Consider the following 11,910-nt stretch of genomic DNA (forward strand, 5'->3'; position numbering starts at 1 on the left):
GGCGGGCCTCAGATGGCCTTGGCCAGCAGGGCCTCGATGGACGCCTTGCTGGTGTCACCCACCGAGCGGCCCTCCTCGGTCATGCCCTTGTAGACGATGAGGGTGCTCTGGGAGCGGGCGCCGAAGCGCTTCACCGCGTCCTTCTGGCTGTCGAAGTCCACGCGGAACACCACCATGTCCTTGAACTTCGGCGTTCCCAGCAGCTCGCCGAGGATGGGCGCCTGCGCGGCGCAGACCGGGCACCAGCTGGCGTGGATCTCCACCAGGATCGGCTTGCCGGCGTGCTGGGCCTGCTGGAAGGCGGCCGGGGTATAGGCTTCGTGGGCGGTGCCGGCGAAGGCGGAGGCGGCCGCCAGGGTGCCGGCGACAGCGGCGGCGAAGGTGAGTGCGAGGGTGGCGCGGCGGGTGAGCATGCGGGGGTCCTTCATCCCGGACGACGGCCTCTTTCGGGCCGACATGAGCTTCTTCGGACGGGAGGCCGCGGTGGTTACACGGGGGAGGCGTGGTCACGGCCAGTTGATCGGCGTTCACAGGCCGCGCGGATTCCGCTAGACCTCGGGACATGTTTGGGGCTGGTGCGTCGCCGGTCCGGGAGGTTTTTGATCCGTGAACGATCCGGTGAAGCTCGTCCTCGCCTCCGGCTCCCCGCGCCGGCTCGCGCTGCTCAACCAGGCGGGGATCGAGCCGGACCTCCTGATGCCCGCCGATGTGGACGAGACGCCCGAGCGCGGCGAGCTGCCGCGCCGTCTCGCCCAGCGCCTGGCGGAGGAGAAGGGCAAGCTGGTGGCGGGGCGCGCCCGCGAGGCGGAGATGAACGCCCTGGTGCTGTCGGCGGATACCGTCGTGGCCGTGGGCCGGCGCATCCTGCCCAAGCCCGACCTGGTGGACGAGGCGGAAGGCTGCCTGCGCCTGCTCTCCGGCCGCACCCACCGGGTCTACACCGGGGTGTGCCTGGTGGACACGCGGGGCCGCGCCCACACCCGCCTCGTCGAATCCCGCGTGCGTTTCAAGCGCCTGTCGCGCGAGGAGATCAACGATTACCTCGCCTGCGGGGAATGGCGCGGCAAGGCGGGCGGCTACGCCATCCAGGGCATCGCCGGCGCGTTCGTGGTGAAGCTGGTCGGCTCCTACACCAATGTGGTGGGCCTGCCCTTGGCGGAGGCCGTCGGCCTCATCGCCGGCCAGGGCTATGACGTGCGCGCCGGCTGGGTGGAGCGCGCGGCATGAGCGCGGGCGGCAAGAAGCCTCGCGCGCCTTCGGACACCGGCGTCGCCCCGGCTGCGGCAGAGCCCCCGGCGGCGAAGCCCGCCAAGGCGTCCAAGACGACAGAGTCCAAGACGACAGCGCCCAAGATGACGCCCCCCAAGACGCCGGCCCCCGAGACGCCGGCCTCCAAGGCCAGGGCAAAGCGGGCCGCGGCGAAGCCGGCCAGGGCCGCGGCGCCCCGGCCGGAGGCCGCAAAGCCTGCGCCTGCCGCGCCCGCCGGGGGCCCGCCGCCGGCCGCCGCGCCGACGCTGGCGCCGGAACTGCCTTCCAAGCCCTGTCCCATCTGCGGCAAGCCGTCGGTGGAGCGCTACCGTCCCTTCTGCTCCAAGCGTTGCGCCGATATCGACCTCCACCGCTGGCTCTCCGGCAGCTACGCCATTCCCGGCAAGCCCGAGGAAGACGAGGACGGGGAAGGCGGCACGGACGCCTGATCGCCCGCATGGGCCATCCGGCGCGTTTTCTCCGCGGCATTCGCAGCGCGCCGTCATTCCCCGGTTCGTCCGGAGGATCCATTCTGCGGCCGCGATGGCGTTCGGGTATGAGGCGGACCGGCCCGGAGGTGTGGATGCCCCGGACGAACGGGGCATGACGGGTGTTCCTGGGGCTCCACCCAGGCGGGCCCTGAGCCCGCCTGCCGCGCCGGATACCATCTTGGCCGCCCCAGCTTGACGCCTTCCCGGCGCCGCGCGAGGTTCTCCATACGCAAGGCGCAAGGAGCACATCATGGCGGTGGCGGAACGGGTCGCGGATCAGCATCCCACCTTCCGGACCCTGGCCCTCATCGACGGGGCCTTCGTCCCCGCCGCATCGGGCCGCACCTTCACCGCGATCAACCCCGCCACCGGCAAGCCCCTCGCCGAGGTGGCCGCCTGCGATGCGGCGGACGTGGACAAGGCGGTCGCGGCCGCCCGCCGCGCCTTCGAGGATCGCCGCTGGTCCGGCCTGCGCCCGGTGGAGAGGAAGCGCGCCCTCCAGCGCTTCGCCGAGCTGATCCGCAGCCACCGCGACGAGCTGGCGCTGACCGAGGCGTTGAACATGGGCAAGCCCATCGCCGACGCCCGTTCCATCGACGTGCGCTCGGCCGCCGACTGCTTCGCCTATTACGGCGAGTGCTGCGACAAGGTCTATGGCGAGGTGGCGCCCACCAATGGCGACAACCTCGCCCTCGTGCTGCGCGAGCCCCTCGGCGTGGTGGGCTGCGTGACGCCCTGGAACTTCCCCATGATCATGGCCGCCTGGAAGGTGGCCCCCGCCCTCGCCATGGGCAACTCGGTGGTGCTGAAGCCGGCGGAGGAGAGCCCGCTCACGGCCCTGCGCCTCGGCGAGCTGGCGCTTCAGGCCGGCATCCCGGCCGGCGTGTTCAACGTGGTGCCGGGCCTCGGCGTGGAGGCGGGCCGGGCGCTCGGCCTGCACATGGACGTGGACGCCATCGCCTTCACCGGCTCCACCGAGGTGGGGCGCTATTTCATGCGCTATTCCTCGGAGAGCAACCTCAAGCGCGCCTATCTGGAGCTCGGCGGCAAGACGGCGTTCGTGGTGGCCCACGACGTGCCGAACCTGGACAAGGTGGCGGAGGAGGTGGCCGCCGGCATCTTCTTCAACCAGGGGGAGATGTGCACGGCCGCCTCGCGGCTGCTTGCCGACCACCGCATCAAGGACGAGCTGGTGGCGCGCGTCGCCGCGCTCGCGCCCCGCTGGATGCCGGGCGATCCGCTCGATCCCAACTCCCGCGCCGGCGCGGTGGTGAGCCGCGAGCACCAGGGCCGCATCCTCTCCGCCATCGCCGAGGGGGTGTCCTCCGGCGCGCGGCTCGTCACCGGCGGCACGGCGGTGCACGAGGAGACCGGCGGCGCCTTCGTGGCGCCCACCGTGTTTGACGGCGTGGACCCCTTCTCGCCGCTGGCGCAGAAGGAGATCTTCGGCCCGGTGCTCTCGGTCATCGGCTTCGACGGGCTGGACGAGGCGGTGTCCATCGCCAACAACACGGTCTATGGCCTCGGCGCCGCGGTGTGGAGCGGCGACCTCTCGGCTGCCCACAAGGTGGCGCGGCGCTTCAAGGCCGGCGTCGTCTATGTGAACTGCTTCGATGCCGATGACATCACCACCCCCTTCGGCGGCGTGAAGCAGTCCGGCTTCGGGCGCGACAAGTCCCTGCACGCGCTCGACAAATATTGCGACCTGAAGACCGTGTGGACCAGGCTGTGAGATCGTGGCCCGGTCCCTTCCCAACCGCTCAGGCGTGATCGAGCAGCCAGACCTGCTCGGAGGCCGCGCACTTGCCCTTGAGGCCGCCCGGCACCTCGACGCTCTCCACGAGCGTGAGGCGGTAGGCCGCCCCGTAGAGCGCCTCCACCGTCTCCGGCGGCACGGAGAAGGGCGGCCCCTCCTGCAGGGACTGGTCGTAGACGAAGCAGATGACAAGCTGCGGCGCATCCGCGGTGATGCCCGCGAGGTGGGTGGCGTAGCTTGCGCGCATGGGGCCGGGCAGCGCCACGAGGGCGGCCCGGTCGTAGACCGCATCCACCTTGCCGAGGGTCTCGGCGTCGAGGTCGAAGATGTCGCCCACGAAGATATCGAGGCCGGGGGCGGAAAAGCGCGTGAGCGGGCCCGCCGCTGCCACCTCGGGCGCGACGGCGAGCTCGTCGAACAACTGCTCCACGGCGAGGCGGCTCAGCTCCGCGCCCACCACGCGGAACCCCTGGTCGAGCAGGAAGGCGATGTCCCGGGTCTTGCCGCACAAGGGCACGAACACCCGCGCGCCCGCCGCGAGGCCGAGGCGCGACAGGTGCTTCACCAGCAGCGCGTTGGGCTTGCCCTCGTGGAAGCCGATCTGGTTGCTTTCCCACCGTGCCTGCCAGAATCCCGGTTCCATCGGATGCGGCCTCCCCTGCATGTGGCCATGGGTCTAGCAGAAGCCGCGCGAAGGCGGCAGGCCGCCGATGCGCGCAGGCCCGCGGGGGACCATCGGCGCGGACACCGTCCTCATGTCACAGGGCCTGCGTAAGCAGGGGCCCTGATCCCAACCGGTCCAGAAGGAGCAACATCATCGTGACATCGGCCCCCCTCTCCAACTCGACGGCCCACTGGCGCGCGCTCGACGCCGCGCATCACCTGCACCCCTTCTCCGACACCAAGGCGCTGAACGCCGAGGGGGTGCGGGTCATCACGCGGGCGGAAGGGGTCTATGTCTTCGACAGCGACGGCAACAGGATCCTCGACGGCATGTCGGGGCTGTGGTGCTCGCAGGTCGGCCACGGGCGGCGCGCCATCGTCGATGCCATCGCCCAGCAGCTGCACCAGCTCGATTATTACAACACCTTCTTCAAGACGACCCATCCCGGCGCGGCGGAGCTGGCCGCCGCCATCTCGGAGGTGGCGCCGGCGCACATGAACCATGTGTTCTTCACCTCCGGCGGGTCGGAGGCGGTGGACACGGTGCTGCGCATGGTGCGCCACTACTGGGCCGCCATGGGCAAACCCGAGAAGTCCATCTTCATCTCCCGCCGCAACGGCTACCACGGCTCCACCATGGGCGGCGCCTCGCTGGGCGGCATGAAGCCCATGCATGCCCAGGGCGGCCTGCCCATTCCCGGCATCATCCACGTGGCCCAGCCCTACTGGTGGGCCGAGGGCGGGGAGATGAGCCGCGAGGAGTTCGGCCTCTACGCCGCCCGCGAGGTGGCCCGCGCCATCGACGAGGCGGGACCGGAAAATGTCGCCGCCTTCATCGGCGAGCCCATCCAGGGGGCGGGCGGCGTGGTGATCCCACCGGCCAACTACTGGCCCGAGGTGGAGAAGATCTGCCGCGAGCGCGACGTCCTGCTCGTCTGCGACGAGGTCATCTGCGGCTTCGGCCGCACGGGACAGTGGTTCGGCGCCCAGTTCATGGGGGTGAAGCCGGACCTCGTCACCTTCGCGAAGGGGGTGACCTCCGGCTATTTCCCGCTGGGCGGCGTCATCGTGGGCGACCGGGTGGCCGAGGGCTTCATCGAGCACGGCGGCGACTTCAACCACGGCTACACCTATTCCGGCCATCCCGGCGGCTGCGCGGCGGCGCTCGCCAACCTCAGGATCATGCACGAGGAGAAGCTGGTGGACCGGGTGCGGACCGACATCGGTCCGTATCTCCAGGAACGCTGGCTGAAGCTGGCCGAGCATCCCCTGGTGGGCGAGGCGCGCATGGTGGGCCTCATCGGCGCGCTGGAGCTGACGCCGGAGAAGGCGACCCGCGCCGCCTTCGCCGCGGAGGAGGGCACCATCGGCCTCATCTGCCGCGATTTCTCCTTCCGCGAGGGGCTGGTGATGCGTGCGGTGCGCGACGGCATGATCCTCGCCCCGCCCTTCACCCTCTCCCATGAGGAGGCGGACGAGCTGGTGGCCATCGTCTGGCGGGTGCTGGACCTCACCCACGCGGAGCTTCTGAAACGCTCCCTGATGGTTCCGGTTCCCCGCGTGCCCGCGCGCGCCGCATAAGCTTTGGCGTAGTCGGACGCGCAGGGCCGGCGGGATGATGTTCCGCCGGCCGGGGATTGATAAAGATTTTCTCTTGCATCTCACAAGACTAGCGCCGCATCCGGCCTCGCGGTGAGGCTGGATGCGGAACGATGTCGCATGTTCATCTGTTTCTGCTGCGACCCGACCACAGCAGGGAGAGGTATGATGCGAAACAAGCTTCTGATCGGCCCGGTACTGCTGGGCCTTGCGCTGCCGGCATTCGTCCCGGCATCGGCCTTCGCCCAGGCGTCAACCGCCACGGGCGCCGTGGGTGGCGCGGCGGTGGGGGCCGTCGTCGGCGGTCCTGTGGGTGCGGTGGTGGGCGGCGCGGTGGGCGCGACCGTGGGCGCCACGGCCGAGCCGCCGCCGGAGGTGCGCAGCTATGTGATGAGGGAGCGCCGCGCCTCGGTCCGCGTGGAGCAGGACGTGGTGGTGGGCGAGCCGCTGCCGCCCGACGTGGTGCTCTACGAAATCCCCGACACCGATGCCTACGAATACACCGTGGTCAACGACCGCCGGGTGATTGTGGAGCCGAGGACCCGGAAGGTGGTCTACATCGTCCAGTAAGGCCGGTGGCCGGAGAGGTCCTCTCCGGCCCGCGCCCGCCCGCCGGGGAGCACGGTCGAGGCCGGGGCGTCACGCCACCGGCTTCGACGCCTCGAAGCCGGGGCAGGCCTGCACGAAGCCTTCGTACCAGGCGACGAGGCGGGGGTGGTCCGCCCGCCAGGCGCCGCCGAAACGGAAATCGAACCAGCCGAGCGCGCAGCCCAGCGCGATGTCGCCTACCGTCGCCGGCGCCGCGAAGGGGGCCGCCTCCGCCTCGAAGGCGGCGAGGGCGCGCGCCATCTTCTGTGACTGGTGCTCCAGCCACTTGGGCTCGTGCTTCTCCTGCGGGCGGAAGCGCGCCTCGTAGAGCACGAGGATGCCGGCATCCATCATGCCGTCCGCCAGCGCTTCCTTGCGCAGGGCCGCGAAGCGCGCCTTCGGCTCGGCGGGCACGATGCGGTGGCCGCCGGCCAGATGGTCCAGATAGGCGAGGATCACGGAGGAATCGAACAGCACCTCGCCGTCCGCGGTGACCAGCGTGGGCACCTTGCCCAGCGGGTTCTGGCTGCGGAGCGTGTCGCCCGGGTTCAGCGTGTCGGCCGGCTCGAGCTCGAGCGTCTGGCCGAGCAGGGCGGCGGCGACGCGCACCTTGCGCGCGAACGGGGAGGTGGGGGAGAGGCGCAGCTGCATGGCGGGAGGTCCGGGGCACGGGAAGGCGCCTCTGGATAACCTCGGGCGCCGTCAGGCGAAAGCGGAAATCGCGCGGATCACCCGCCGGGCGTCAGCCAGGACACGCGGACCCGCCCCGTGCCGTCCTTCGAGATCAGCGGGGCGAGGGCGGTGAGGATGGTGCGCATCTCGTCCGCCAGGGTGAAGGGCGGGTTGACGATGATGAGCCCGGAGCCGGAGAGGGTGTCGAGGGCGCGCACGGTGGAGAAGTCCAGCTCCACCCGAAGCGTCTTCGGCAGGCCGAGGCGGCCCACGTCGCGGCGGAAGGCGTCCACCGCGCGCAGGTCCTTGATGGGGTACCACAGCATGTGGATGCCGGTGGCGAAGCGCCGGTAGGCCGCCTCCAGCCCCGCGACCATGCGCTGGAACTCGCCCGGTTCCTCGAACGGGGGGTCCACCAGCACCAGCCCGCGCCGCTCGCGCGGGGGCAGATGGGCGGACAGCGCCTGCCAGCCGTCCTGCGCCAGGATCTTGGCCCGCGCATCGGCGCCGATGCGCTTCTCCAGCTTGGCGCGCTCTTCCTTGTTCAGCTCGCAGAACAGGAAGCGGTCCTGCGGCCGCGACAGGGCGAGCGCCAGCGCCGGCGAGCCGGGATAGAGCCTGCGCCCCTCGGCCCGCAGCGCGCGGATGGCGTCGAGATAGGGGGCAAGGAGGGTGGCGGCGGGCTCCGGCAAGGGCGCCGCCAGCACCCGCTCGATGCCGTCCTCCGCCTCCAGCGTGCGCTGGGCGCTGGCGCCGGCAAGGTCGTAGAGCCCCGCGCCGGCATGGGTGTCGAGCACGCGGTAGGGCGTGTCCTTCCTGCCGAGATAGGCGAGCACGCGGGCCAAGGCCGCATGCTTCATGACATCGGCCGGATTGCCGGCATGGAAGGCGTGGCGATAATTCATCGGTGCAGGGCGGATGCCGTCACTGCGCGCCGCGCATGGGCGGCATCACCATGCGGTCGAGCCGGCAGGCGCGGCGGTCCACGTCCGGGCAGGCGCGGAAGGAGAGGTCGCGGGAGAGGCAGACGCGCACCTCCTTCAGCCGCCGCCGGTCGCATTCCACGGCCATCATGTCGGGGGTGAGCCCGGGGTTGGCGGCGAGGAAGGCCTTCTCCACATCGGCCGGCGAGACGGTGCGGTAGTAATAGAGGCGCTTGAACTCCTCCGGCACCGTCACCTTGTCCCGCGCCGCGCGCACCTGCGCGAAATAGCCCTCGGCCGCGAGGCCGGAGCAGGTGCCGTGGGTCTTCCATTCATGGATCACGAGGCCGCGGCTGGGCATCACGTCCAGCATGGAGCGCACGAGGGAATTGGAAATATAGGGCGCCGGCACCTGGCAGCTGCGGGGAAAGCCGCGCTCGTATTGCGGCCACAGGCCGTGCACCACGAAGGCATAGGGCCGCTCCACGCTGCACTGCGGCTCGCGCGCGGCCCTGTCTCCCTTGTCCTCGCAATAGGTGGGCGACCAGGAGAGGGAGAGCACGTAGAAATCGAACTGGCCGGGGGTGCCGCCCGGCTGGGCCCGCGCGCCGGACAGGGACAGCAGCAGGCCGCAAACGGCGAGGGCGAGCGCCGGAAGCCGGCACTCGCCCGAAAACGCGCGGAAGAGGCGACGCAGGATGGGGCGGACCAGGTTCACGGGCCCGCCATCTTGCAGGACGGGGCATACGCGTAATTGCGGTCGAGCCCGACGATGCACCACTCCACACCCCAGCTGGCGCCGATGAAGCCGCCATCCTCGATGATGGAATAATAGATGGCGCGCTTGCGCGCGTCGCTGGTGTAGATCGTGCCCTTGCAATACCGCCGCGGCTGGTATTCCGGCCCCCACGGGCGGAAGGCGATCTCGTGCACCTTCTCGAACTCCGTGATGGTGAGGGTGGAGGCCCAGAAGCGCGCCTCGGTCTCGGCGAAGCGGCTGGAGATGGTCTCAAGCGCGCTCGGCTCGTCGCAGGCCGGGACCACCCCGGAATAATTGGGGCCGGAGAGCCAGAAATTCTTTTCCCACAGGTTCGCGGCCTCGGCCCCGGGGGCGACGGCGAGCACGGCGAGCCCGGCCGCGAGCGCAAGGCCCGCCGCCCGGGGTCCGGCGATCGCATCCAGCGCACGAGCCACCACGCCGCGGGCCTTCGCCCCGACGCCCAGCGCCCGATCCACCATGGTTCTCTCCACTTCCGCCCCGCTTCGGCTCCGCCCGGACGGGCGGCATTCCGCCGGACGATGCGGCGGCGCTTCAGCGCGGTCAAGCGCTGCGGAGACACACCTTAGGAGAAAATTAACGCCGCCCGGGGTCGTGCTCTCGCCGGAAAATGCGGGCATGCTCTCCAACTCCAAAAGAGAGCATGCGTCATCCGCTCAGTTTGCGATGCAAGTTGATCGGCGCGCGCTCTCAAGGCGAGGGGGCCGCGCCGGCGCGGGGCCCCGAACGCAGGATCGGGGAGAGCCCATGTCGCAGTCCCGCTTCGCGCCGCAGGTGGTTGCGCCCCCCTCCGATGCGGCCCGCCCGCGTTTCGCCAGCGGGCGGGAGGCGGCGCTGGAGCTGCGGCCGGACCAGCCGGTCTACTGCTTCCGCCCCCAGGTGCTGGCCGCAGATGCGCGCGCCTTCCTCGACGCCTTCCCCGGCAAGACCGCCTATGCGGTGAAGACCAATGGCGAGCCCATGGTGCTGGACGTGCTGGCGCGCACCGGCATCAACGCGTTCGACGTGGCGAGCCCGGCGGAGTTCGCCGCCGCCCGCGCCGCCGCCCCCGAGGCGGAGCTGCTCTACATGCATCCGGTGAAGGCGCAGTCGGACATCCGGCTGGCGCTGGAGCGCTACCGCATCCGCACCACCGCCCTCGACCATGAGGACGAGGTGGCGAAGATCCTGCGCATCGTCCGCGCGCTGGATCTCGATCCGGCGGACCTCACCTTGTTCGTGCGCATCGCCTCCAGGGGGGAGGCGGCCTACGAGCTGTCGCGGAAGTTCGGCGCGGCGCCGGGCCATGCCGCCGAGCTGCTCCAGCGCATCGACGGGCTCGGCATCCGCTGCGGCCTGTGCTTCCACGTGGGCAGCCAGGTGGAGGACGTGGAGACCTATGCCCGCGCGGTCGCCGTGGCGGCCGAGGTGCGCGAGGCATCCCGCGTGCCCGTGGTCGCCCTCGACGTGGGCGGCGGCTTTCCGGCCGCCTATGCCACCGACCCCCGCCGTCCGGTCCCGCCCATGCCGCCCCTGCCGCAGATCGTCTCCGGCCTGATGGCGGCGGTGGAGAAGAACGGCTTTTCCGGCACGCCGCTGGTGGCCGAGCCGGGCCGGGTGATCGTGGCGCGGGCCTTCTCGGTCATCGTGCGGGTGCTGCTGAAGAAGGGGCAGCGGCTCTACATCAACGACGGGGTGTGGTCCTCCCTCTCCGATTCGTGGACCGGCAAGATCCTTCTGCCGGTGCGCCACATTCCCGATCCCGCCCGCCGCCGCCGGGCCGGGCGGGACGACCGCATCGAGCCGTTCCGCATCTATGGCGCCACCTGCGACAGCGTGGACGTGCTCTCGCGCCCCTTCTACCTGCCCGAGAGCGTGGACACGGGGGACTGGATCGAGATCGGCCACATCGGCGCCTATTCCCTCTCCCTGCGCACCCGCTTCAACGGCTTTTATCCTGATACCTTCGTCGAGGTGGAGACCCCTTTCGAGGCGGGAGATGCGCCCGCGGGCTTCGCCGAGCCGGAGCGGCGGGGCGCCGTGGAGATGTGAGGGGAGGGCCAGGGGGGATCGGCCCGTCATCCTCCGGCTCTTGTTTCAAGGCGAAGGCGTCGAAGGGGGCGAACGTCTCGAAGCCCGTCGCCGGCGGGCCGGTCGAGGCGGGGGCCTTGATATGAACCCGTCGATCCCGGCGAAGGTCTGGAAGGGGCGGCCCCGCCGCAGCGGGGCCGGATCCGTGTCAGTACCAGATCTTCCTGTCTTCCTGGCCCTTGTAGAGATCGGCCACGAACGCGCCGTAGCCGTTGAAGATCAAGGTGGGCCGGCGCTCGCCCGTGGTAAGGTCCTCCTCGCTCGCCTGAGACCAGCGAGGGTGCGGAACCTTCGGGTTCACATTGGCCCAGAAACCGTATTCGGCGCCCTGCACCTGCTCCCAATAGCTCACGGGCTGCTTGTCCGTGAAGGTGAAGCGGACGATGCCCTTGATGGATTTAAATCCGTATTTCCAAGGTGTTACAAGGCGCAACGGGGCGCCGTACTGGTTCGGGGCCGGCTTGCCGTAGACACCGGTGACGAGGAAGGCCAGCTCGTGGGTCGCCTCCGCCAGGGTAAGGCCCTCCACATAGGGCCAGGGGAAGCGGAAGTCGCGCTGGTTCGGCGCCACCTTCGGATCGAGAAAGGTCTCCATCTTCAGGTACTTGGCCCCGGAGGTGGGGGCCGCGAGGGCGACCAGGTCGGCGAGGGGAAAGCCGGTCCACGGCACCGCCATGGACCACGCCTCGACGCAGCGATGCCGGTAAAGTCGTTCTTCCAGTTGAACTTTCTTCAACAGGTCGTCGATGCCCAGCTCCTGCGGCTTCTCCACCATGCCGTCGATCTTCACCACCCAGGGCCGGCGCTGGAAGCGGGACATGGAGGGGGCGACGTTCTTGCCGTAGCTGAACTCGTAATAATTGTTCACCACGGAGGACTTGTCCTCGGGCGTGATCGGCCGGTCCAGGGTGTAGCGGGGATTCTGCTTGGCAGGATAAAGGCTTGCGGACGGATCGGGCAGGTCCGCCGCGCGCTGCGCCGCAGCCGTTCCGCCGAAGGTCGCGGTGGCAAGCAGGGCGGCGCCTGCCCCCATCATCTGCCGGCGGGACAAGTAGATCTGCTCCGGCGTTGCGGCGGCTTCGGGAAGCTCCCAGCCGCGCGGGCGTCGAATATGCATGCTGT

At 70.3% G+C, this 11,910-nt stretch carries 13 protein-coding genes; 6 read left to right on the forward strand and 7 right to left on the reverse strand.

The genetic code is table 11. The annotated features are described in order from the left end of the window. Positions 1-8 precede the first annotated feature (8 nt). Positions 9-428, reverse strand: a complete 420-nt coding sequence (locus V5F59_RS03895) for a thioredoxin family protein (protein WP_393980354.1) — start codon at positions 426-428, stop codon at positions 9-11. A gap of 178 nt (positions 429-606) precedes the next feature. Here V5F59_RS03895 and V5F59_RS03900 point away from each other — a divergent pair, with 178 nt between their 5' ends. The 3 genes from V5F59_RS03900 to V5F59_RS03910 all read left to right on the forward strand — a co-directional run bounded on the left by V5F59_RS03900 (position 607) and on the right by V5F59_RS03910 (position 3,471). Continuing rightward, a complete protein-coding gene (locus V5F59_RS03900) occupies positions 607-1,227 on the forward strand; it encodes a Maf-like protein (protein WP_393980352.1) in 621 nt (206 codons plus the stop codon). A gap of 287 nt (positions 1,228-1,514) precedes the next feature. After that, positions 1,515-1,697, forward strand: coding sequence for a DNA gyrase inhibitor YacG (yacG, locus tag V5F59_RS03905; protein WP_393980449.1), 183 nt, complete (start codon positions 1,515-1,517; stop codon positions 1,695-1,697). 292 nt (positions 1,698-1,989) lie between these two features. Continuing rightward, positions 1,990-3,471: an aldehyde dehydrogenase gene (locus tag V5F59_RS03910; protein WP_393980350.1), complete on the forward strand. Its 1,482-nt coding sequence runs from the start codon at positions 1,990-1,992 to the stop codon at positions 3,469-3,471. Between the two features lie 28 nt (positions 3,472-3,499). On the opposite strand, the gene tmpT is transcribed toward V5F59_RS03910, so the two are convergent. Beyond that, positions 3,500-4,138: a thiopurine S-methyltransferase gene (tmpT, locus tag V5F59_RS03915; protein ID WP_393980348.1), complete on the reverse strand. Its 639-nt coding sequence runs from the start codon at positions 4,136-4,138 to the stop codon at positions 3,500-3,502. Between the two features lie 176 nt (positions 4,139-4,314). Between tmpT and V5F59_RS03920 the strand changes: the two genes are divergently transcribed. Then, positions 4,315-5,739 carry an aspartate aminotransferase family protein gene (locus V5F59_RS03920; RefSeq protein WP_393980346.1) on the forward strand — a complete coding sequence of 475 codons (1,425 nt, stop codon included), beginning with the start codon at positions 4,315-4,317 and terminating at the stop codon, positions 5,737-5,739. 186 nt (positions 5,740-5,925) lie between these two features. Continuing rightward, positions 5,926-6,327, forward strand: a complete 402-nt coding sequence (locus tag V5F59_RS03925; RefSeq protein ID WP_393980344.1) for a DUF1236 domain-containing protein — start codon at positions 5,926-5,928, stop codon at positions 6,325-6,327. 69 nt (positions 6,328-6,396) lie between these two features. Here the strand turns inward: V5F59_RS03925 and V5F59_RS03930 are convergent, their stop codons facing one another. From V5F59_RS03930 to V5F59_RS03945, 4 genes are all read right to left on the reverse strand, one after another. After that, on the reverse strand, positions 6,397-6,996 hold the full coding sequence (locus V5F59_RS03930) for a glutathione S-transferase N-terminal domain-containing protein (protein ID WP_393980342.1): 600 nt from the start codon (positions 6,994-6,996) through the stop codon (positions 6,397-6,399). A gap of 77 nt (positions 6,997-7,073) precedes the next feature. Continuing rightward, positions 7,074-7,922 (reverse strand): 23S rRNA (adenine(2030)-N(6))-methyltransferase RlmJ, encoded by an 849-nt coding sequence (locus V5F59_RS03935; protein WP_393980340.1) that lies wholly within the window; start codon positions 7,920-7,922, stop codon positions 7,074-7,076. A 19-nt stretch (positions 7,923-7,941) separates the two neighbouring features. Then, entirely contained in the window at positions 7,942-8,652 is a 711-nt protein-coding gene (locus V5F59_RS03940) for a ribonuclease T2 family protein (protein WP_393980447.1), read from the reverse strand. A 2-nt stretch (positions 8,653-8,654) separates the two neighbouring features. Next, positions 8,655-9,179, reverse strand: a complete 525-nt coding sequence (locus V5F59_RS03945) for a hypothetical protein (RefSeq protein WP_393980338.1) — start codon at positions 9,177-9,179, stop codon at positions 8,655-8,657. 286 nt (positions 9,180-9,465) lie between these two features. On the opposite strand from V5F59_RS03945, the gene V5F59_RS03950 reads away from it, so the two are divergent. Further along, complete coding sequence (locus V5F59_RS03950; RefSeq protein WP_393980336.1) at positions 9,466-10,749, forward strand: type III PLP-dependent enzyme domain-containing protein; 1,284 nt, start codon at positions 9,466-9,468, stop codon at positions 10,747-10,749. 187 nt (positions 10,750-10,936) lie between these two features. Here the strand turns inward: V5F59_RS03950 and msrP are convergent, their stop codons facing one another. Continuing rightward, positions 10,937-11,905, reverse strand: coding sequence for a protein-methionine-sulfoxide reductase catalytic subunit MsrP (msrP, locus tag V5F59_RS03955; RefSeq protein ID WP_393980334.1), 969 nt, complete (start codon positions 11,903-11,905; stop codon positions 10,937-10,939). Between the last annotated feature and the right edge of the window lie 5 nt (positions 11,906-11,910).

It is taken from the genome of Xanthobacter nonsaccharivorans, from assembly GCF_043194755.2.
GTDB lineage: Bacteria > Pseudomonadota > Alphaproteobacteria > Rhizobiales > Xanthobacteraceae > Xanthobacter > Xanthobacter autotrophicus_G.

Coding starts and splice junctions, on each gene's coding strand:
- V5F59_RS03925 (WP_393980344.1), top strand. CDS start 5,926: ATGCGAAACAAGCTTCTGATCGGCCCGGTACTGCTGGGCCTTGCGCTG.
- V5F59_RS03895 (WP_393980354.1), bottom strand. CDS start 428: ATGAAGGACCCCCGCATGCTCACCCGCCGCGCCACCCTCGCACTCACC.
- V5F59_RS03945 (WP_393980338.1), bottom strand. CDS start 9,179: ATGGTGGATCGGGCGCTGGGCGTCGGGGCGAAGGCCCGCGGCGTGGTG.
- tmpT (WP_393980348.1), bottom strand. CDS start 4,138: ATGGAACCGGGATTCTGGCAGGCACGGTGGGAAAGCAACCAGATCGGC.
- V5F59_RS03910 (WP_393980350.1), top strand. CDS start 1,990: ATGGCGGTGGCGGAACGGGTCGCGGATCAGCATCCCACCTTCCGGACC.
- V5F59_RS03950 (WP_393980336.1), top strand. CDS start 9,466: ATGTCGCAGTCCCGCTTCGCGCCGCAGGTGGTTGCGCCCCCCTCCGAT.
- msrP (WP_393980334.1), bottom strand. CDS start 11,905: ATGCATATTCGACGCCCGCGCGGCTGGGAGCTTCCCGAAGCCGCCGCA.
- V5F59_RS03930 (WP_393980342.1), bottom strand. CDS start 6,996: ATGCAGCTGCGCCTCTCCCCCACCTCCCCGTTCGCGCGCAAGGTGCGC.
- V5F59_RS03935 (WP_393980340.1), bottom strand. CDS start 7,922: ATGAATTATCGCCACGCCTTCCATGCCGGCAATCCGGCCGATGTCATG.